The following is an 18,772-nucleotide window of genomic DNA, read 5'->3' on the forward strand; positions in this document are numbered from 1 at the left end:
AGGAGTGTGGGAAAATGGGGCTTCGAATCCTATTAGGGCGAGCGGGGACAGGTAAGACCTTTGCCTGCATGGAGGATATACGCCGAGAGCTTGTGGCGGATCCAACTGGCCCACCGCTTATTTTGCTAACGCCGGAACAGGCGACTTTCCAAACGGAATACGCGTTGCTCGGCTCCGGTGCGGTGCGATCGAGCCTCAGAGCCCAGGTGCTCAGCTTCCGACGACTTGCGCTGCGCGTTATGCAGGAGGCTGGCGGCGCCGCACTCATCCCGGTTGGAGAGAACGGCAAAAACATGCTTCTGCACAAGATTGTGCATCGGCTGTCACCGCAGCTGCAGCTGTTTCGCGGCGGAACGGAGCAACAGGGCTTCATTGCCAAAATGGGCGAGCTGCTGACGGAATGGAAACGGTACGGCATCGACTCAGCGGCAATTAGGGAACGGCTTGAGTTAGACGGCGGGTTTGACCTTACATCTACCTCCGTTGCAGCACCTGCCTCTTCGTCAGCGCTTGCTTCTTCATCCACACTTGCTTCTACAGCCGTGTCTGCTCCTGCCCCTGCTCCTGCTCCTGCCCCTGCCCCTGCCCCTGCCCCTGTCGGTGCAACTGCGCCTGGAACTGGCACGGCTTCATCTGCCACTCCAGCCTCAGCTGGCTCAAGTTCCGGCAATTCCCTGCTCGATCGCAAACTTCATGATCTCGCACTTGTTTATGGCGAGTTGGAGCGTGAGCTGACTGGACTCTATATGGATGACGAAGACCATCTGTCCTTCCTGGCAGAAGGCTTCGGCGATTGCCGTTCCATGCGCGGAGCACGCTTCTGGCTGGATGGTTTCAGCGGCTTCACGGCACGTGAGCTCGCAGCAGTCGGCACGTTGCTGCAACACGCGGAGTCCGTGACGCTGACCTTGTGTCTGGACCGTCCCTACGATGGAGGGGAGAAGCCTCATGAGCTGGACCTCTTCCATCCAGCGGCGGATACTTACATTCGAGTGAGAGCGTTGGCGGATGTGCTTGGAGTGTCAGTAGAAGAGCCGCTGATCTTGTCCACGCAACTGCTGCCCCGCTACCAGAGCGGCGGTATGCTTGATCATCTGAACCGGCATTTCGGCGGCCGAACGCCGATGCGGAATGCCCCGCAGCAAGCTGGAGCGACTGGTTCCGATCCACTATTGGATCTAAGTTCGGAAATTATGCTCACCGCGGCTTCGAGCCGCAGAGCTGAGGTGGAGGCTGCCGCGCGCGACATGATGCGTCAGGTGCGCGAGCGTGGTTTGCGCTGGCGTGATTTGGCGGTCATTGTCCGTCAAACGGCGGATTACAGCGACACAATTCACAATGTGTTTGCCGATTATGGCATTCCCTTTTTCCTGGATGGCCGCAGGGACGTGCTGCATCATCCGCTCGTAGAATTCATCCGCTCTGCGCTTGAGACGGTGCTGTACGGCTGGAAGCATGAGGCGATTTTTCGCTGCGTCAAAACCGAGATGTTGTTCCCTGAAGACGGCCGGATGGAGCGGGAGCGCTTTGATCGGCTGGAGAACTACGTGCTAGCGGCAGGTATTGAGGGACGTTCCTGGAAAAGCCCTAAAAGATGGCAGCCGCTTCATACCGGCAGCGTCGAGGATGCGCCTACTGAAGCAAGTGCTCGTCAGCGCGAGGAGTTCGCGGATCTGCTCAAGGCTAGGACGGAGCTTGTGCGGCCGCTAAGCCGACTGGAGCGAGCCATGGCCAAGGCGAGTACGGTGCGGGAGCAGTGTGAGGCGCTGTTTGATTTCCTTGACCGTGCGGGAGCGGCGGACCGAATGGAACGCCGCGCTGAGCAGGAACTGGCCGCAGGCAGACCAGGCTCAGCACGCATACAGCGGCAGGTATGGGATGGTGTGATGGCGCTTCTTGACCAACTGGTGGAAATGGCGGGAGATGAGACGATTCCTTTGGATCTGTTCATCGGCATGGTGCAAACGGGTCTTGAGACGCTCAAGCTGTCTGCCGTGCCTCCTTCGCTTGATCAGGTAGTCGTCGGCGCTATGGACCGCATCCGTACTGGACAAGTTCGCGCTGCTTATGTACTTGGAGCCAGCGATGGCGTGCTGCCGATGCGCATTCAAGAGGACGGTCTGCTGACCGAGCGAGAGCGCGAGAAGCTCGGCGATTCGGGGCTTGAGATGGCCCCCGGAGTGCGACGCAGATTGCTGGATGAGCGTTTTCATATCTATCGAGCCTTCCTTGCACCGTCTGATCGTTTATGGGTCAGCTGGCCGCTCGCCGACGAAGAGGGCAAAGGACTCCATCCTTCGGAATACATTCGTCACCTGCGAACTTTATTTCCAAGTCTTGCCGTTCAGCTTGCGGCAGGGGTTCCCGAGCCGTCTTTGCCGTCACAGGATCTGCTTCGCTATCTGGAGCTGCCAGAGCGGGCTCTATCTTATCTAATTCCGCGCCTGCGGCATTGGCTGGATGGCGGCGAGCTTAAGCCTCTTTGGCAGGATGTATACAACTGGTTTGCGGTTAGGCCTGTCTGGCAGCGGAGATTCCGCGCTATGCTAGACTCCTTGGATTACGATAACGGGGTGGTCCAGCTCGGTCGCGGCATGGCGGATCGTCTTTATGGCGGCCAACTGACGGCGAGTGTGACGCGGATGGAGCGGTTCGTTTCCTGTCCGTTCCAGCATTTTGCTGTACACGGGCTTAAGCTGAAGGAGCGCAGGCTGTACCGGCTTGGGGCTCCGGATATGGGTCAGCTGTTCCATGCTGCCCTTACTAAGGTTGCCTCTGAGCTTGGCGAGGGCTGGGGCCGCTCCAGCGCGGCTATTATTCAAGAGACAGCAGAGAAGGCTGTTGATGAACTGGCGCCGCGGCTGCAATCACAGATTTTGCTAAGCAGCAATCGTTATCGCTATATTGCAAGCAAGCTCAAATCCGTTGTGACACGCGCTGCAGTCGTTCTGGGCGAACATGCCCGACGTGCGGAGTTCCAGCCGGTTGGGCTGGAGGTTCAGTTCGGACCTGGCGGCCAGTTGCCTCCGCTCGATATTGAGTTTCCGGACGGCAGCGGCTCGATTCGATTAATTGGACGGATCGACCGCGTAGATGCGGCTCGCTCGGACAAAGGCTTGTTGCTGCGAGTTCTGGACTACAAGTCCAGCGCTACCCAACTGCGGTTGGAGGAAGTTGCGAGCGGCCTCTCTCTGCAGATGCTGACCTATTTGGACGTCCTGCTTACCCATGCCGAGGGCTGGCTAGGCGAGCAGACTCATCCAGCGGGTGTGCTTTATTTTCACGTACAGAATCCGGTACTCAGCGTACCGGCTGGGCTTCCGGTAGACGAGGCGGCCGCTATGCTGCTGAAACGTTTCAAAATGCGTGGTTTGCTGCTGGATGATGCAGACACGATAAGGATGATGGATGCCGGACTGGAGGGGCGGTCGGATCTGCTCCCAGCCGGATTCAAAAGGGACGGTACTTTTCTCAGCGACTCCTCCGTCGCTACAGGCAGGCAGTGGGAGCTGCTGCGGCGCTCGGTGCGTCGTACGATCGGGACGATCGGGCAGTCGGTCAAAAAAGGCGAAATTGCGATTCGTCCTTACCGCCAAGGAGCCAAAACACCTTGTCAATTTTGCGCCTACAAACCGGTGTGCCAGTTCGATCCGCTCCATGAAGGCAACGAGTATCTCAAGCTGGCGGCCCCTGGCAAAGAGGAATTCTGGGGCTCGTTGGAGGAACTTGCAGAAGCCCAGGCCGAGCTGGCAGCAGCATCGGAGGAGCGAGCTTCTCTTATGCAGGCGGACGGAATCCAGCAATTATTGATGGAAAGGAGTGATAGCGATGATGGTTCCTAAGCCGGAAGGCTCGCGCTGGACCGATGACCAATGGACTGCCATTACGGCTCGCGGAGGAGATGTACTTGTTGCCGCTGCTGCCGGTTCAGGTAAAACAGCTGTGCTTGTCGAGCGAATTATCCGCATGATTTCTGAAGATATCGATGTGGATCAGCTGTTGGTCGCCACCTTCACAAAAGCCGCCGCTGCAGAAATGAAGGAGCGTATACGAGCCGCCCTGGAGGCAGCTTTGGAACGCGATCCTGGTTCGGAGCATCTGCGCCGCCAACTGGCGCTGCTAGGACGAGCTTCTATCACGACGTTGCACTCCTTCTGCTTGGACGTCATTCGGCGCTATTATCCATTGATTGGCCTCGATCCCGGCTTCCGCGTTGCCAACGAGACGGAGAGCGAACTGCTGCGCCTGGAAGTGTTAGATGAGCTGTTCGAAGAGCGATATAGCGAGGCATCGGCAGAGGATGGCCGGTTCTTGCAGTTAGCTGACCGTTACGGCGGCGAAAAGAGCGACGAGCCACTGTACCGTCTCGTGCAGCAACTCTATGAATTTTCGCGTTCTCAGCCATGGCCTGATGAGTGGCTTCGAAATATGGCGGCCGCTTTTCGCGTCGAAGACCCCGAAGATCTGGAAGGCAGCCAGTGGCTGGAGGCACTCGCCGCAGACCTCCGGCTTAGCCTCCAAGGAGCGGGCGCAGCGCTGCAAGAAGCGCTTCAGTACGCGCATGAGACGGGCGGACCGCTTGTTTATGCTGAGACGCTTCGGGATGATTTGCGGCTTGTCGCCACAATTGAGGAAGCAGTGCTTTCTCGTCCATGGGATGAATGGCGGGATGCCTGGCAGTTGGCGGGCAGCTTTGGCCGCCTGAAGTCGATTCGCTCCGGCGGTGATGTCGACCCGCTCCTGCAGGAGCGGGCTAAGGAACTGCGGGACGAGGCAAAGTCCATTGTGGACGAGCTGGGTAAGGAGCTGTTCAGCCGACCTGCAAAGGCCTATATGGAGGAGTTAAAACAGCTTGCACCACTCATGGACACGCTAGCCGAGCTGGTAATCGAGTTTGATCGGCGCTACCGGGAGGCGAAGCAGCGCAAGGGACTGCTTGATTTTGGCGATCTCGAGCATTATTGCCTCGCCATCTTGCGTTCGGACGATTCTACCTCGGAGCGGGCTCTGCCTTCCTCGGCGGCGATGGATTACCGTCGTCAGTTTCGCGAGGTGCTGCTGGACGAGTACCAGGACACAAACCGGGTGCAGGAGTCGATCGTGGAGCTGCTTACGGGGACAGCTACGGATGCTGTAGAACTAAAGGGTGGCCGGCGCTTCATGGTCGGAGACGTCAAACAGAGCATTTACCGCTTCCGATTGGCCGAGCCAGATTTATTTCTGGATAAGTATCGGCGCTTCGCTGCACATACTGCGCTGGAAGGTCAGCGCATCGATCTGGCGCGCAACTTCCGTAGCCGGCAAGAAGTCGTAGATGGTGTGAATGCCGTTTTCCGCGCACTCATGAGAGAATCGGTGACTGAGATGGATTATGATCGATCTGCGGAGCTTGTGCTTGGAGCTTCCTACCCGGAAGCGAAATCGCCGATCGCAAATCGCATTGAGCTAGCGCTCATCGACCGCGAGAGCAGCGGAGCGCGGGTTGCCGCGGACAAGCCGGCAGTAGCTGCTGATCTCTCTTTCGACAGCCGGGAGGCGGAGCAGCGGGAGGAAGCCGCCGACTTGCAGACGGCTCAGCTTGAGGCTCGTTATATCGCCCGGCGCATTCTGGAGCTGCGTGAACAGTCCTATCACGTTCATGATGGCAAAGGCGGAAGTCGACATCTGGCTTGGCGGGATATCGTTGTCTTACTGCGTGCCACGAAATCCTGGGCTCCGGTGTTGATGGAGGAGCTCCAGTCAGCGGGCATACCGGCATACGCAGAGCTTGGCAGCGGTTATTTCGACGCCATTGAGGTAGACATTATGCTGTCCGCCCTGCGGGTGGCAGATAATCCGTTTCAAGATATTCCGCTTGCCGGCGTGCTGCGCTCTCCAATGTTCGGACTGACAGCAGAAGATCTGGCGATGATTCGAATTCTCGGAGGCGAAGGCTCCTATTATGAAGCGGTCGTGAACACGGCAGACAATCTGCTCGCGCCGCATGAGGTTCGCGCCAAGCTGGCCGTTTTTCTCGACACGATGGACGGATGGCGAGAAGCGGCACGCCAGGGAAGTCTAGCCGATTTGGTCTGGCGGATCTACAGCGAGACCGGATATTATGATTGGGTTGGCGGTCTGGCGGCCGGCAGTCAGCGACAAGCTAATCTACGCGCTCTGCATGATCGGGCCCGGCAGTTCGAGGCCGGTTCGGCCCGCGGTTTGTTCCGTTTCCTCCTGTATATGGATCGGATGAGGGAGAACGGCGGCGACCTCGGCGCCGCCGGTGCGCTCGGCGAAGGCGAGGACGTCGTGCGAATTATGTCCATTCATAAGAGCAAGGGACTTGAATTCCCTGTCGTTTTTGTAGCCGGCCTTGGCAAAAGGTTCAACCAGCAGGATGTGAGCTCGCCGTTTCTCATGCATAAGCAGCTTGGCTTCGGTCCCAAGTTTATCGATCCAGAGCTGAGGCTCAGCTACCCAACTCTGCCGTGCCTCGCCATCCGTCGCAGGATGCGTATGGAGCTGCAGGCAGAGGAGCTGAGAGTGCTTTATGTAGCATTGACACGTCCGAAGGAAAAAATGATTCTGGTCGGCACGGTGGATGACGCAGAGCGGCAGACGGCCAGATGGAACTCCTCGCGCGGAGCTGAGGGTACGCTTTCCGACTACCGGATCGCCTCGGCGCGCCGGTATTTGGATTGGCTCGGCCCGCTAGTCGGCTTGGCCGTCACGGTCGGAGCGACCGAAGAGAATACTCGGTTGCCGGTGAGGTCGCTTGCCCATGAAGAGGTAGCTCCTGAATCATTCGCTTCTGAAGCGAATGCTCCAGAAGTACTTGCCCGGGGGCCTCTGGCCCCTGAGCCGCAGCTTCCCGGCACATCAAATCCAACTATTGCCCCGCTACCTTTAGCCAACGAAGCTGCTCTCCCACGGCTATCGCTCCTCTCCGAGACGGCAAATGCACCAGCCGCGGCTCGCCAGTCCGCCTTTGATAGCTGGCACTCTGGCATCATTCCCTTCTACACACTTGGGGGCGAGGCGGCAGCTGCCGCCGAGATGACGGATGCAGTCGACCGCTCCGAGGAGCGACAAGCGGTTCTCCATGCTGTTCCGCTGCCTGATGGCGGCTTGCAGGTAGAGGTAGACAAGCGGCTTTCATGGAGCTATCCTTATGCGGATGCCCCAAAAATTGCCGCTAAAACTTCTGTCACTGAGCTGAAGCGGATTCGCGGAGAGGCAACGTTCGGAGACGATGCTGTGCCATTTGGCGGCGGACCCTATGTAGAGCCGATCGAAGGAACATCGATCCTTGCTGCGCTCTCTGGTCCCTCGAGGCATGGTTTTGACGGTGAGGACAATACGATTAATTCGCACCAGACGGAGAGAGGAGCACCCGTTCGATCCGATGCAGATGCCTCGTTGCGGCTGCGCCGCCCCAAATTCTTGGAGCAAAGCCGCATGACGGCTGCGGAGAGGGGAACAGCGGCGCATACACTTATGCAGCATCTGCCCCTTGAGTTTCCTCTGACAGTGGAAGTGGTACAGCGAACGCTGTCCACACTCGTGTTGAAACGCATTTTAACGGAGGAGCAGGCGGCTTCAGCGGATACGGAAGCGGCTCAGGCCTTTTTTACGAGCGAGCTCGGACAGCGGCTGGTTGCCGCAGACAAAGTGTGGAGGGAGCTTCCTTTCAGTTGCACGCTTCCGGCGGCTCAGGCTTTCCCATCCCTTGCAAAAGACGGTGTTAATGAACCTGTGCTGCTGCAGGGAGTCATCGATTGTCTGTTTGAGGAAAACGGCAAGCTTGTTCTTTGCGATTACAAAACCGACCGGGTGCCAGACGGTAATTATCAAGCAGCGGCGGAGAAACACCGCTTCCAGCTGTTCCTGTATTCGCAGGCGATAGGGCAGGCGTTGGGGCGCCCGGTTGATGAAGTCCATCTTTATTTTCTCAGTAGCCGCAAGTCGGTTCGACTGGATTTTGCCTAAGAAAGGATCGATACGGTGTGACCCAACAGCCACAGACCAAGCGCAGCATTACGACGGCGGTCGTATTCGTGCTGCTGACAGTAAGCCTGATCGGCAATGTGCTCCTATTCGCGATGTATCTGCAGAACAAACAGCAAGATAGAGTGGCTGAAGGCAAGTTAATTTTCCAATCCTGGAAAGAAACCAGTGACAGCCTGCTCAAGGTTAAGTCCACGCTGGATGGCTTAAAGGATGGTTCCTTGAATCAAGATAGAGTTAAAATCCTCGATTTCTACGAGCTTGACGAGTACGGTCTAGAGAGTAAGCCCTTGCTTCAGATCTTCGAGGCTGCCCAACAGAAATCGGACAATCTGTCCGACTGGCCGAAGCAATATGAGGCTCAGGCAACGGAATTTTCAGCTATGCTGCGCAAAACGCTCATGGCGGGCACGCCAGCGGAACAGGAGCAGCTGTCTATGTTACTTCAGCAGTTGATCGAGCAAATCTCTAAGGTGGATACGTCCGTTGAGTCGCGCAATCGCTATTTGACGCTGCTTGCGGATAAAACCTGGCCGGGCGCAGCGCTTGAAATAGCTCGAAATATCGACGCTTTTAAGCCATCAGGCTCCTAATCGGCAAAAATTTTTTCGAGTCATTTTATCGGGACAAATAACTAGTCGCCCATGGGCTGCATAGGATAAGGCAGAACGAATATTGAGGAGATGGTCTCAATGGAACCTGTTAATCCTGTAGCGCCAACCCCGGTGGCTCCAAGCATGCCGGTCAAAACCCCGACTGCGGCGAAGCCGACTGCTCCGATGCCGATCAAGGCACCGACGGCTAAAGTTCCGACGGCACCTATGCCCGTCATGCCGGTCATGCCAGAGCCTGCCCCGATGCCAATGATGCCGATGCCAATGCCCGCCCCGGCGCCGAACCAGACAATCAACAACACCGTTGTTGTCATTATGGAGAAGCCTGAGATGAAGCATTTCTGCGACAGCCACAAACATCGCTACGTGCTGGCTCATACGAAGGACGGCTGGTGCGTTGACGGTTTTATCGAGCATCACGATGACGAGTATGTCTGCATTGCTGTTCCATGCGGTATGAACGAGATCGATCCACGCGGGTTCGTCGGACACGGCGGCGGACACGGTTTCGGCCCTGGATTCGGACACGGCTTCGGTCCCGGTTTTGGTCCCGGCTTCGGCCCTGGATTTGGACCTGGATTTGGACCTGGATTTGGACCTGGATTCGGTCCTGGATTTGGTCCTGGATTTGGTCCGTACCCGCCGCTGTATCCTTATCCGTATTATCCACGCCGTCGCTTCTCCCGCGCTGTATTCCCGCTGGCTGCGCTGGCTGGCCTGACTCTGCTGCCGTTCCTGTAAGAGAACAGAACAGAGACTCCCTGGGCAGGCTCTCTTCCTTGGACTCCCCGGCCCGAGTGAAGCTGCTGCGCCCTGGATTTGCTTCAAATTTGAGCTTATAATCGCGCGTCATAGACCACGTGCTGCGTAATGAGCGCCGCGCCGGTCATAGTACCATCAGTCCCTCACGATTCAGCGTGATGGGCGCGGCGGCTGCCTCTTTTGGCAGTCGTCTTATTTTTTTCTCATAGCGTTAGACTAGAGGGTTGGAATAAGCTACAATAGAACTCAGCAAGGTCTGGAGAAGAGGAGCTGTCGGGAGCTGTGAGCGATTGTATTTTTTGCAAAATTGTCGAAGGAACGGTACCTTCCAAAAAGGTTTACGAAAATGAAAGTGTGCTGGCTTTCCGGGACATCACGCCCGCGGCACCCGTACATATTCTAATTATTCCGAAACGCCATATTCCAACTATGAACGATGTTGCTCCGGAGGATGGCGCTCTGCTGGCTGAGGTGCTATTGACGGCCAGGCAGTTGGCCCAGGATGAGGGGATTGCGGAGTCGGGCTATCGCCTGATTAACAACTGCAACTCCGATGGAGGGCAGACAGCTTATCATCTGCATTTCCACCTCTTGGGTGGTCATCCGCTCGGCGTTCTAGTTGAAGGTTATTCGAGTTGACACTGGCTTCTTCATTGAACTATAATGAAATGTGATTAGCCGTGTTCATCTTCTGGACCGTCTGTTTCGGAGGGAGGGATAACAAGTGTCTGAAACGAAAGTTCGCAAAAATGAAACCATCGATGCTGCACTCCGCCGCTTCAAGCGCTCCATTGCTAAGGACGGCGTCCTGGCTGAGGTGAAGAAACGCAAGCATTACGAAAAGCCGAGCGTTAAGCGCAAGAAGAAATCCGAGGCTGCGCGCAAGAGAAAGTTTTAGGAGGATCCTTCCGAAATGAGCCTTAGCCAAAGATTGGACGACGACATGAAGCAAGCCATGAGGGACAAGGACAAGTTCCGCTTGACCACTATCCGCATGGTGCGCGCCGCCGTGAAGAATCTGGAAATTGACCTTAAGCGTTCGCTTGAGGACAGCGAGGTTCTTGATATCGTCAGTCGCGAGATCAAACAGCGTAAAGATTCCCTCCAAGAATTTCAAAAAGCCAGCCGTGACGATCTTGTAAAAGACGTCGCAGCAGAAATTGATATTATTAGTGTCTACCTTCCCACACAGCTGACCGAAGAAGAGATCAAAGCAATCGTAGAGCAGACGATCCAGGAAACCGGTGCTTCTTCCAAGGCAGATATGGGCAAAGTCATGAGTGCTCTTATGCCGAAGGTAAAGGGTCGCGCTGACGGTAAGCTAGTAAACCAAGCAGTACAGCAATTTCTGCCATAATCTCGGACCACAACAACACTTCCTTTCGAGGAAGTGTTTTTTGGTTGTTCAAAATTAATTGTTCAAAATTAATCGGAACGACAGGTGTATTCCACCGTAAGAAGGAGTAAGATTTGCTTAAGAGATGAATCTTAGATTGGTCAAGCAATTGGGGGTGTTAAATTGAGTAAGCAAACTTCCTACCTTTTTTTAGCCGTCGTTATGCTGCTGTTTAGTCAAGCCGCTCCGGCATGGGCATCGGGTACAGTGGATGGAGGCAACTCTTCCATCCCGCTAGCGAATCCTTATGTTGCATCTCTTTTGCTGTTTGCCGGATTCACGGGCACAATGCTGGCTTTGCTGTTGTCCGGCTTTGCCGCACCGGGGCTGATTGGAATCGTCGCTTTTGGTCTTTTTTTCCTGGGAGGCCATCAAGCAGGGTACAGCGATGGAATGGATGTCTTTTTCTTTATAATGGGCATTATTTTGCTCGTGCTGGAGCTGTTTGTACCGAGCTTCGGCATTCTAGGCATTCTGGGGGCGGCAGCGCTTGGCAGGGCTATCATCTACAGCTTCGGGGATACGAGTACAGCGCTAATCAGCATGTTGTCCGCATTAGCGGCGGCGATTGTCATCGTCACGCTTGTCGCCCGCAGGTTCAAGGAGCGCGGGATCTGGAACCGCTTTGTGCTGAGGGAAAGCCTTACAACAGAGGAAGGTTTCCTTCCCGCTGGCTCCAAAGCCGCACTGCTCAACCAAGAAGGGATTACGATCACGCCCCTCAGGCCGGCAGGTATCGTCGACATTGGTGGAGAACGTATCGATGTGGTCACCTCGGGTGAATTCATCGATCAGAATACCAAGGTCAGGGTAGCTCGGGTAGAAGGAACAAGAGTTATCGTCAAGGAAGTTCATTCGGTTTAATCCCAACTAAAAGGAGTCGATTCAATGGGTAGTACAGATTTCGTTTCGGTCGGATATGTTGTTGCCGCTATTGTTGCGGTCATTGTGATTGCGGTATTTCTCAGCTTTTTCCCTATCATGCTCTGGATCTCCGCGCTTGCTTCTGGCGTTCGTGTCGGCATCTTTACGCTCGTCGGAATGCGTCTACGGCGTGTTACGCCAAGTCGTATCGTAAATCCGATGATTAAAGCAACAAAAGCTGGTCTCGGCTTGTCGATCAATCAACTGGAAAGTCACTATTTGGCTGGCGGCAACGTGGACCGCGTCGTCAATGCTCTTATTGCCGCGCAGCGCGCGAATATCGAGCTTGAATTTACCCGTGCGGCAGCGATTGACCTGGCTGGCCGTGATGTTTTGCTCGCCGTACAGATGAGCGTTAATCCGAAAGTGATTGAAACGCCGATCGTGGCGGCTGTTGCCAAGGACGGAATTGAGGTCAAGGTCAAAGCACGAGTTACGGTACGCGCGAACATTGAGCGTCTCGTCGGTGGAGCGGGCGAAGAAACGATCATTGCCCGTGTCGGTGAAGGCATCGTCACAACGGTGGGCTCCTCCCGCTCGCATAAAGATGTGCTCGAGAATCCTGATATGATCTCCCGCACGGTACTCGGCAAAGGTCTCGATGCCGGTACGGCATTTGAGATTCTGTCCATTGATATCGCAGACGTGGATGTAGGCAAAAACATCGGAGCCAACTTGCAGACTGAACAAGCGGAGGCGGACAAACGCATCGCTCAGGCTAAGGCAGAGGAGCGCCGCGCAATGGCTGTCGCCCAGGAGCAAGAGATGAAAGCACGTGTTGTTGAGATGCGGGCTCGCGTTGTGGAATCGGAATCGCAGGTACCGCTGGCTATGGCGGAAGCTCTCAGATCCGGCAAAATTGGCGTCATGGACTACATGAATCTGAAAAACGTGGAAGCGGACACCCAAATGCGCAGCAGCATTGCCAAGCCTGAGGGCCCGGCATCAGATATCAAGCCGAACGATTGATTCTGTCCCTGCATGCCGCAACTAACACCAGCCGCATCGCGATGGAGGTGAACCGCGGTCATGGATAACCCGTTTCAAATGTTGATCAATTTAGTGCTGGACAATATCATCGTTGTGTTTGTCATAGTAGGCGCGATATGGTCACTGCTCGGTAGGATGTTCAAAGGCTCAGGTCAGCCGAATAAACCTCCGGGGCGTATGCCCGACTTCGGCGGAGGAGGCATTCCTGATCGGCCTCAACGCCAAGGCAATCTGCCACGCGTACAGAGGCATCAGCATGGGGATTCACCGGAGCATGCTCCTATGTATCCACCAGTGGTGATGTCTGGCCAGGATGGGCCGATGGGACGGCCTGCTCATCAGCATCCGACTGAACCGCAGTTTGAAGGATCAAGCGGCGGAGAAGGGCGTTCCAGCGAATGGAGAGGGGAGTCGGCTGAAGGTCGCCAGAGCCCGTTCGGTCAACTTGAGCCGTCCCCAACCGTACGGGCTAAGATTCCACTCAGGCGGAGCATTCTTCATGATAAAGCGCCGGATTTTCCTTCCGTGCTGCCTGATCCTGATGATATCGCTGCGAATGCCGCACCTGTCAGGCTGACTACTGAGGATATGCGTCAAGCAGTGCTGTGGGCCGAGATTCTCGGCCCGCCGCGCTCCCGCAAGCCGAATCGGCGTTGAAATAGACGCTGAGCAGAACTGCGAAACCCGCCTTAAACAAGCCGTTCCTTTATCCCCCTCGAGGGTGATGAAGGAACGGCTTTTTATTGGCCCTGGACAACGAAGTAACTGCTGGGACCGAGCGCGCTCGACCGTCTGCGGATCATATTCTCCCCCAACCCGGCATAGGTATTGAAAGATGAGTGCGAAACGGAGGGAGACGGGACACCCCTATGGGCAAGCTGAGCCGCAAGCTGCGCAGACTAACCGCTGATATTCTTGATTTGCCCCAGGATGTTGCTCTTGATCTGCCTCGGATGACAATGATTGGAGACCGTCAGCTCTATGTCGAGAACCATCGGGGAGTGCTGCACTTTTCCTCAGAGCTACTGCGGCTGAAGCTCAGTCAGGGCGTTCTTGAGGTAAGCGGGACGGACCTGATCATTCGCACGATCTGGACGGAGGAAGTGTTCGTCGAAGGGAAGATTCAATCCATTCAGCTGATGGACAGGGGGGGGCAGCGATGAAAGAAGGATGGCTGCAAAAAATGCAGGGGACCGTGACGGTCCAGGTCAGGGGAGAAAGTCCGGAGGCGCTCGTAAACGCCGTGCTGGAGGACGGGCTCACACTCTGGTCCATCCGCCGGACAAGCCCGGAGCGGATGGAGTTTTCATTGACGGTGCCGGAATTTTTTCGGTTGCGCCCTTATCTGAAGCGGACAGGCTGCCGGGTCCATGTTACCCGCCGTAGCGGGTTTCCATTTTGGATGAAGAAGGCAGGTAAGCGCAAATTTTTCGCTGCGGGCATTGCGATTTTTTTCATCGGCATCTATTTACTTTCCTCCCTTGTCTGGAATATCGAAGTACGCGGCAACAAAACGATCAAGACGGAGGATCTGCTTGCGGCAGCAAGGGCTGAAGGGGTCTATCCATTTCAATGGGATTGGAAGCTGCCGGAGCCGACTGATCTTGCCAAGCGACTGACACAGCGTCTGCCAGATGCAGCGTGGATCGGTGTGGAGAAAAAAGGTACAAGGCTCATCGTACAAATCGTTGAGACCAAAAAGCCTAAGGCTACCAACTTGCGGAGTACACGCCATTTGATCGCTTCCGCCGACGCTGTCGTTACGCGCATCATTGCGGACAAAGGCCGTCCAGTCGTCCATGTGAATTCACGCGTGAAAAAGGGGCAGATCCTCGTGTCCGGCACGATCGGTGAAGGCGCCAATACGGCTACGGTTGTAGCTGATGGTGAGGTACGAGGCCTCGTCTGGTACGAATACAACATCGTCTCTCCGCTCGTTCAGAAGACGAATACCTATACAGGGGTTACGAAGACGAAATGGTCGGTCGTCATGTTTGGCCGATCGATGCAGGTGAGCGGGTACGGAAAGAATCCATTTGAGACGTCCCAGACAAGAGAAGAGCTTCAACAGCTCGGCTGGCGCGACTGGAAGTTACCGTTTGGCAGAATGAAGGAAACGGTCATGGAAACCAAAACAGAAAGCCGGACGCTCACCCGCGAAGAGGCAGTGCAGTCGGGATTGCTGCAGGCAAGAGCCGACATGCTGTCGAAAGCGGGCTCGGACGCTGTCGTCAAAGAGCAAAAAATTTTGCATGAGAAGACGGACAATGGTAAAGTTTATATGAAAGTTCTTTTGGAAGTGGATCAGTCTATCGTGAAGGAAATGCCACTAGTTCAGATGCAAGGAGAATGAGGAACGTTTGCCGACTGAGACGAGAACCGTAAAAATTGCTCTGGACAACGCAGCGGAAGGGCTCGCGCTTTTTGGCCCCCGCGACCACTATTTGAGGCTGATCGAGGAGCAGACGGAATCAACGGTCCGCTCCCGCGAGGCGGAGATCGTCATTACTGGACCGGAACAAGAAGTTGAATCGTTGGAGCAGCTGTATACGGTTCTGTTGCAGCTTGTCCGCGGCGGCTATTCGCCGTCAGAGCGGGACATGCAGTACGCGCTGGAGCTTTCTCGTACGTTGGAGGCTGATGGGCTGCTGGATTTGTTCAAAATGGAGCTGACGTCGACCTTCCGCGGCAAGCCAATCCGGGTGAAGACGATCGGCCAGCGTCATTACGTCAAGATGGCCAAGGCGAAGGATATCGTGTTCGGTATCGGACCAGCTGGTACCGGCAAGACCTATCTAGCGGTCGTGATGGCTGTCGCCGCGCTGAAAGAAGGAGCCGTTAAGAAGATCCTGCTGACACGTCCAGCCGTTGAGGCTGGTGAGAATCTGGGCTTTTTGCCTGGCGACCTGCAGGAGAAGGTTGATCCGTACTTGCGTCCGCTGTACGACGCTCTCCATGATATACTGGGGCCGGAAGCAACTGCAAAAGCATTTGAACGGGGAATTATTGAGATTGCACCGCTGGCCTATATGAGAGGGCGCACACTGGACGATTCCTATATTATTCTCGACGAAGCTCAGAACACGACGCCGGAGCAGATGAAGATGTTCCTGACCCGCCTTGGCTTCGGTTCTAAGATGATTATTACCGGCGATGTCACGCAGATTGACCTGCCAAGAGGCAAGAAATCCGGCCTCATGGAAGCGCAACGCATTCTGGCGAACATTCCCGAAATCGGATTCATCCTGTTCACGGAATCGGATGTTGTACGTCACTCGCTGGTTCAGAAGATTGTTCTCGCTTATAATGAGGATGCCGAAAACCAAGCATAGAGAGGATTGTTGCTGCATGAGCCGGAATAGTGAAAACAGCCGGAATGCGGCCGAACAGCCTTCATGGGTAGCCAGCTGGAAGCAGAGCACGGGCATTCGCCTGGCGCTCTGCGTTTTGTTCGTGGTACTGTTTTATTTCAATCTCTCGCCGCATCTGGTTCCCCAGACGTACAATATTGCGCTGAACGAGGAAAGCAGCCGCGATATTGTTGCCTCGAAGAGCGTTGAGGACCAGATCGCGACTGCCAAAGCCCAGGAACAGGCGGCTGCTTCGGTGGAGCCGATCTCCAGTACGCTGCCCCTCAAGCCGGAATCGATTCTTAATCGGGTATTCAACCGGGTAGAGTTGCTTAATCAGGATGAGGGCGTAAGTACGAGTGACAAGATTGATATTTACCGTAGCGAGATTCCGTCTTACTACGAAGAGTATATCGATGAGTTTGTACGCTCGAATACGGGGCAGCCGGATTTAAGCGATGCACTGCTGGAGGAAACTTCTCGGGTTGCCAAGAGCCAGAGTTATGCTGTGCCAGCTGAAGTATTTTACAAGCTGCCGGCGCTCACAACCGCCCAAGTAGCTGAGATGCGCCAGGTGGCGGTCAACGTCGTGCGCAAGCTGTCTGCGGAACCGATCCGCGAAGCGGAGGCGGCAAGAGCCAAAGTAGCAGAGCTGGTCAACGCCAGCTCGCTGACCCAGCGATCCACCCGCGAGATTGTGCAGGAGCTGGCGCGCATGTCACTTATGCCAAATAAGTTCCTCGACAGCGCAGCTACAGAGGACGCGCAGCGGCTAGCTCGCGAAAATACGACGCCAGTTATCATCAAGGAAGGCGGCGTCATCGTCAAGAAGGGCGAGGTTGTAACGCAGGAGAAGTATGATATGCTTGCCGGAGCTGGTATGCTAGGAGGGCACCGCACGTATTGGACGGAGCTCGGAATGTTGCTGACGAGCCTGCTCTTCCTGCTCGTTATCATGGTGTATCTGTATCAGACTGGGCGCATCGGAGGCGTCAAGCCTAGATACAACAACATGCATTTGTTCATGCTCTGGCTCATCCTGTTTTTGAACTTTGTCCTGATGCAGGCGACGACGCTGGCGCAATCCAATTTAATGCCTTATGTGGGCTACCTGGCTCCCGTGGCAGTCGGCACCATGTTGATCACGCTGCTGCTTGACAAACATCTGGCGATCGTTTGTTCTTTTATTTTTGTCATTATGGGCAGCATCATTTTCAATCATGATGTTAACCTGATTTTCGACTTCCGGTATGGGTTCGTCATCTGTGTCGTCTCGTTCAGCGCGATCTTTACGGTGCATCGGGCGAGCCAGCGCTCAGCCATACTCAAGGCAGGCATTATGGCCAGCCTGTTCGGGACTGTGACGGTGCTGGCTGTACTGCTGCTCGGCGATCTACCGGATCGCACGGAGATGCTTTACTCTCTCGGCTTCGCCTTCGGAAGCGGACTTATGACAGCGGTGCTCGTCATCGGGCTGATGCCTTTCTTCGAGCTTAGCTTCGGCATACTGTCTGCGCTCAAGCTCGTTGAGCTGTCCAGTCCGAACCACCCGCTGCTGAGGAAGCTGCTGACAGAGACGCCAGGAACCTATCACCATAGCGTGATGGTCGGCAACTTGTCCGAAGCGGCAGCCGAAGTAATTGGGGCGGATGGACTGCTGTGCCGGGTGGGGTCGTTTTACCATGATATCGGTAAGACGAAGCGGCCGAGCTATTTTATCGAGAACCAGTCGAATATGGAAAATCCGCATGATAGCATGGACCCTAAGCTGAGCAAGTCGATCATTGTTGCGCACGCGCGAGACGGGGTGGATATGCTCAAGCAGCACAACATCCCGAAGCCGCTCCGCGATATTGCTGAGCAGCATCATGGAACGACGTCGCTTAAGTTCTTCTACATCAAGGCGGTTAAGCAGGCGGAGGCGGAAGGGATCGAGCCCGAGTTCACCGAAGAAGACTTCCGTTATCCCGGCCCAAAAGCACAGTCCAAAGAAGCGGCGATTGTAGGCATCGCGGACTGTGTGGAGGCGGCGGTGAGAAGTTTGCGTAACCCAACGATGGAGAATGTGGAGTCGATGATCCAGAAAATAATTAAAAGCCGTCTGGACGATGGTCAGTTCAACGAATGCGATCTTACGCTCAAGGAGCTGGACAGGATCGGTCAGACGCTCAAGGAAGCCGTTATCGGCATTTTCCATTCCCGGATCGAGTATCCAGAAGAGGTTAAACCAAAGGAGAAACTGGCATGAGTTTGACAATGGATTGGAGCAGCGAGCAGGAAAAGATGGACATCCCTGCCGCCTGGGGACAAAGGCTGGAGCAATTGCTGGTGCTGGCTGGGCAAGCGGAAGGGATTTTGGAGGGCGAAGTTGCCGTTACCTTCGTTGACGATGCCCGGATCCACGAGCTGAACCGCCAGTACCGCGGTATCGACCGGCCAACGGATGTGCTCAGCTTCGCCATGCAGGAGGATGGAGAGGATGAGCTCGACATCGTGTTCGAAGTTGAGGAAGAGAGCGACGAGCTTCCTTTCATCGAACCGCTCGGGGATATCATCATTTCTGTTGAAACGGCCGCTCGCCAAGCGGAGGAATACGGACATTCACTGGAAAGAGAAATCGGATTCCTGTTTGTGCATGGTTTTTTGCATCTGATCGGATACGATCATCAGGATGCGGAAGCTGAGGCTGTCATGACAGCTAAACAGGAAGCGGTGCTACAGCAGGCCGGTCTGACACGGAGCTGAAA

At 55.4% G+C, this 18,772-nt stretch carries 15 protein-coding genes; all 15 read left to right on the forward strand.

The genetic code is table 11. The features are described 5' to 3' along the window. Positions 1–14 precede the first annotated feature (14 nt). Positions 15–3,842 (forward strand): helicase-exonuclease AddAB subunit AddB, encoded by a 3,828-nt coding sequence (gene addB, locus CGZ75_RS02395; protein WP_089522698.1) that lies wholly within the window; start codon positions 15–17, stop codon positions 3,840–3,842. Further along, positions 3,829–7,971 (forward strand): helicase-exonuclease AddAB subunit AddA, encoded by a 4,143-nt coding sequence (gene addA / locus CGZ75_RS02400; protein WP_089522699.1) that lies wholly within the window; start codon positions 3,829–3,831, stop codon positions 7,969–7,971. The genes addB and addA overlap by 14 nt, the downstream gene beginning before the upstream one ends. 17 nt (positions 7,972–7,988) lie before the next feature. After that, on the forward strand, positions 7,989–8,582 hold the full coding sequence (locus CGZ75_RS02405; RefSeq protein ID WP_089522700.1) for a hypothetical protein: 594 nt from the start codon (positions 7,989–7,991) through the stop codon (positions 8,580–8,582). 99 nt (positions 8,583–8,681) lie between these two features. Then, a complete protein-coding gene (locus CGZ75_RS25710) occupies positions 8,682–9,344 on the forward strand; it encodes a hypothetical protein (protein ID WP_245850673.1) in 663 nt (220 codons plus the stop codon). Between the two features lie 303 nt (positions 9,345–9,647). Further along, positions 9,648–10,004: a histidine triad nucleotide-binding protein gene (locus tag CGZ75_RS02415; RefSeq protein WP_089522701.1), complete on the forward strand. Its 357-nt coding sequence runs from the start codon at positions 9,648–9,650 to the stop codon at positions 10,002–10,004. Between the two features lie 85 nt (positions 10,005–10,089). Further along, positions 10,090–10,263 (forward strand): 30S ribosomal protein S21, encoded by a 174-nt coding sequence (gene rpsU / locus CGZ75_RS02420; protein ID WP_005547957.1) that lies wholly within the window; start codon positions 10,090–10,092, stop codon positions 10,261–10,263. A 15-nt stretch (positions 10,264–10,278) separates the two neighbouring features. Continuing rightward, a complete protein-coding gene (locus CGZ75_RS02425; protein ID WP_089522702.1) occupies positions 10,279–10,722 on the forward strand; it encodes a GatB/YqeY domain-containing protein in 444 nt (147 codons plus the stop codon). 162 nt (positions 10,723–10,884) lie between these two features. Further along, on the forward strand, positions 10,885–11,625 hold the full coding sequence (locus CGZ75_RS02430; RefSeq protein ID WP_089522703.1) for an NfeD family protein: 741 nt from the start codon (positions 10,885–10,887) through the stop codon (positions 11,623–11,625). A 24-nt stretch (positions 11,626–11,649) separates the two neighbouring features. After that, positions 11,650–12,654, forward strand: coding sequence for a flotillin-like protein FloA (gene floA, locus CGZ75_RS02435; RefSeq protein WP_089522704.1), 1,005 nt, complete (start codon positions 11,650–11,652; stop codon positions 12,652–12,654). Between the two features lie 60 nt (positions 12,655–12,714). Further along, on the forward strand, positions 12,715–13,332 hold the full coding sequence (locus CGZ75_RS02440; protein ID WP_089522705.1) for a hypothetical protein: 618 nt from the start codon (positions 12,715–12,717) through the stop codon (positions 13,330–13,332). Between the two features lie 212 nt (positions 13,333–13,544). After that, entirely contained in the window at positions 13,545–13,838 is a 294-nt protein-coding gene (gene yqfC, locus CGZ75_RS02445) for a sporulation protein YqfC (RefSeq protein ID WP_089522706.1), read from the forward strand. After that, positions 13,835–15,028 carry a sporulation protein YqfD gene (gene yqfD / locus CGZ75_RS02450; protein ID WP_089522707.1) on the forward strand — a complete coding sequence of 398 codons (1,194 nt, stop codon included), beginning with the start codon at positions 13,835–13,837 and terminating at the stop codon, positions 15,026–15,028. Before yqfC ends, yqfD begins: the two co-directional genes overlap by 4 nt. Before the next feature lie 7 nt (positions 15,029–15,035). Beyond that, on the forward strand, positions 15,036–16,007 hold the full coding sequence (locus tag CGZ75_RS02455) for a PhoH family protein (RefSeq protein ID WP_089522708.1): 972 nt from the start codon (positions 15,036–15,038) through the stop codon (positions 16,005–16,007). A 16-nt stretch (positions 16,008–16,023) separates the two neighbouring features. Then, the gene (locus tag CGZ75_RS02460) at positions 16,024–18,273 is read left to right on the forward strand and encodes an HD family phosphohydrolase (RefSeq protein WP_089522709.1); all 2,250 of its coding nucleotides are present in this window, start codon (positions 16,024–16,026) and stop codon (positions 18,271–18,273) included. Further along, positions 18,270–18,770, forward strand: a complete 501-nt coding sequence (gene ybeY / locus CGZ75_RS02465) for an rRNA maturation RNase YbeY (RefSeq protein ID WP_089522710.1) — start codon at positions 18,270–18,272, stop codon at positions 18,768–18,770. The genes CGZ75_RS02460 and ybeY overlap by 4 nt, the downstream gene beginning before the upstream one ends. Positions 18,771–18,772: the final 2 nt, after the last annotated feature.

The organism is Paenibacillus herberti (genome assembly GCF_002233675.1).
Taxonomy (GTDB): Bacteria; Bacillota; Bacilli; order Paenibacillales; family Paenibacillaceae; genus Paenibacillus_O; species Paenibacillus_O herberti.

Excerpts from the sequence above, each read along its gene's own strand:
- CGZ75_RS25710 (WP_245850673.1), top strand. The coding sequence starts at position 8,682 with ATGGAACCTGTTAATCCTGTAGCGCCAACCCCGGTGGCTCCAAGCATG.
- yqfC (WP_089522706.1), top strand. The coding sequence starts at position 13,545 with ATGGGCAAGCTGAGCCGCAAGCTGCGCAGACTAACCGCTGATATTCTT.
- addB (WP_089522698.1), top strand. The coding sequence starts at position 15 with ATGGGGCTTCGAATCCTATTAGGGCGAGCGGGGACAGGTAAGACCTTT.
- CGZ75_RS02440 (WP_089522705.1), top strand. The coding sequence starts at position 12,715 with ATGGATAACCCGTTTCAAATGTTGATCAATTTAGTGCTGGACAATATC.
- CGZ75_RS02425 (WP_089522702.1), top strand. The coding sequence starts at position 10,279 with ATGAGCCTTAGCCAAAGATTGGACGACGACATGAAGCAAGCCATGAGG.
- CGZ75_RS02460 (WP_089522709.1), top strand. The coding sequence starts at position 16,024 with ATGAGCCGGAATAGTGAAAACAGCCGGAATGCGGCCGAACAGCCTTCA.
- yqfD (WP_089522707.1), top strand. The coding sequence starts at position 13,835 with ATGAAAGAAGGATGGCTGCAAAAAATGCAGGGGACCGTGACGGTCCAG.
- addA (WP_089522699.1), top strand. The coding sequence starts at position 3,829 with ATGATGGTTCCTAAGCCGGAAGGCTCGCGCTGGACCGATGACCAATGG.
- ybeY (WP_089522710.1), top strand. The coding sequence starts at position 18,270 with ATGAGTTTGACAATGGATTGGAGCAGCGAGCAGGAAAAGATGGACATC.
- floA (WP_089522704.1), top strand. The coding sequence starts at position 11,650 with ATGGGTAGTACAGATTTCGTTTCGGTCGGATATGTTGTTGCCGCTATT.